Origin of the sequence: Pontibaca salina (genome assembly GCF_016307205.1) — a bacterium.
Lineage (GTDB): Bacteria > Pseudomonadota > Alphaproteobacteria > Rhodobacterales > Rhodobacteraceae > Pontibaca > Pontibaca salina.
In genome coordinates this window covers 1-1,942 of the sequence record NZ_JAEIJD010000025.1, presented here as the reverse complement: position 1 = coordinate 1,942, position 1,942 = coordinate 1, and the positions used below count along the sequence as shown (strand labels likewise).

Annotated in this window: 2 protein-coding genes; both read left to right on the top strand. The window is 61.8% G+C overall.

All coding sequences use genetic code 11. The annotated features are described in order from the left end of the window. The coding region (locus JAO82_RS14110) for an ABC transporter permease (RefSeq protein WP_198687031.1) at positions 1–901 on the top strand (901 nt) is incomplete at its 5' end. A gap of 10 nt (positions 902–911) precedes the next feature. Then, the coding region (locus JAO82_RS14105) for a quaternary amine ABC transporter ATP-binding protein (RefSeq protein WP_198687030.1) at positions 912–1,942 on the top strand (1,031 nt) is incomplete at its 3' end.

Genomic DNA, 1,942 nt, shown 5'->3' with positions numbered 1-1,942 from the left:
TTGGGACACGCCCTTTCCCTCGCTGGATGCGCTGCACGACGCCTGTGCGGCGATCCCGCAATCGCGGGCTCTGACCCGCGGGCTGGAAGAGGGGTTTCTGGGCATCAAGGACAGTCTCAAGGTGGTGGTCGACCCGCTGACCCAGCCGCTGTCCTGGGCGCTGAACGAGGCGCTGTGGCTGATGCAGGCGGTGCCGTGGTGGATCATGATCCCGGCGCTGATGCTGATCGCCTATGCGGTCGGGCGCTCGCTGAAACTGGTGGCGCTGGTGGCAATCTGTTTCGGCTTTCTCGCTTTCGTCGATTATTATGACTATACCATGCAGACCTTGGCGATCATCTTCGTCTGCGCCTTCATCTGTGTGCTGTTCGGGGTGCCGATCGGCATTGCCATGTCGCGCAGCGATGGGGTGCAGCGGGCGATGATCCCGGTTTTGGACATGCTCCAGACCCTGCCGCCCTTTGTCTATTTGATCCCGCTGATCTTCCTGTTCTCGGTGACCGAGCCGAAGCTTTATGGCATCGCCATCATCCTGTACGCCATGGTGCCGGTGATCCGGCTGACCGATCTCGGGATCCGGCTGGTGGACAAGGACGTGATCGAGGCCGCCGACGCCTTTGGCATGACCAAGCGGCAGAAACTGTTCGGCGTGCAGATCCCGCTGGCGCTGCCCAATATCATGGCCGGGGTCAACCAGACCATCATGATGAGCCTGGCCATGGTGGTGATTGCCAGCCTGGTGTCGGCGCCGGGTCTGGGGGTGCTGGTGCTGCGTGGCATCCGCAGTCTTGAACTGGGGGTGGGGCTGCTTTCAGGGTTGGGGATCGTGTTGCTGGCGATCATCCTTGACCGGGTGACCAAGGCGGCGCTGGCGCGGATCAATGCCGGCCAGTCGAGATAAGGAAACGGACATGCGCGACAATATCAAGATCTCGATCCGCCACCTCTACAAGATTTTCGGCGGCAATCCGAAAGCGGCGCTGGCCCATGTCAAAGGCGGCATGGGCAAGACCGAACTGCTGGCCGAACATGGCCATGTGCTGGGGCTCAACGACATCAATGTCGACATGCGCGCGGGCGAGACCACGGTGATCATGGGGCTGTCCGGGTCGGGCAAATCGACCCTGATCCGCCACCTGAATCGCTTGATCGAGCCCACCGCCGGCGAGGTCTGGGTCGATGACGAGAATATCCTGGACTATAATGAGCGCCAGCTGCGCCAGCTGCGCAAGCACCGCATGTCGATGGTGTTCCAGAAATTTGCGCTGTTCCCGCATCGCACGGTGCTGGAAAATACCGGCCTTGCGCCCGCCGTCGAGGGCAAGGGCAAAGGCAAATATGCCGATGAGGCGCGCAAATGGCTGGCCCGCGTCGGGCTGGAAGGGCAGGATGATCAGTACCCCCACCAATTGTCGGGCGGCATGCAACAACGTGTCGGGATTGCCCGCGCGCTGACCAGCAATTCCGATATCATGCTGATGGACGAGGCGTTCTCGGCGCTGGATCCGCTGATCCGCACCGATATGCAGAACCTGCTGATCGAATTGCAGGCCGAATTGCAAAAGACCGTGGTGTTCATCACCCATGATCTCGACGAGGCGCTGAAACTGGCGGATCATCTGGTGATCCTCAAGGACGGGTTCATCGTCCAGCAGGGCGAGCCGCAGCACATCCTGCTGAACCCGGCCGATCCCTATATCGAGGACTTCGTCAGCGACATCAACCGCGCCCGGGTGCTGCGCACCCGCTCGGTGATGACCAGGACCGCCCAGCCGGTTGAGGGCGTCGCGGGTGAGGTCGATCACGACGCCACGCTGGAATCGGTGATCGAACTCTCGGGCGGCGACACCACCAAACAGTACCGGGTGATGCAGGACGGACAACAGGTCGGCTTGCTGGAAATGCGCGACCTGGTGCGCGCTTTGGTCCCCAGCGGCGGTTC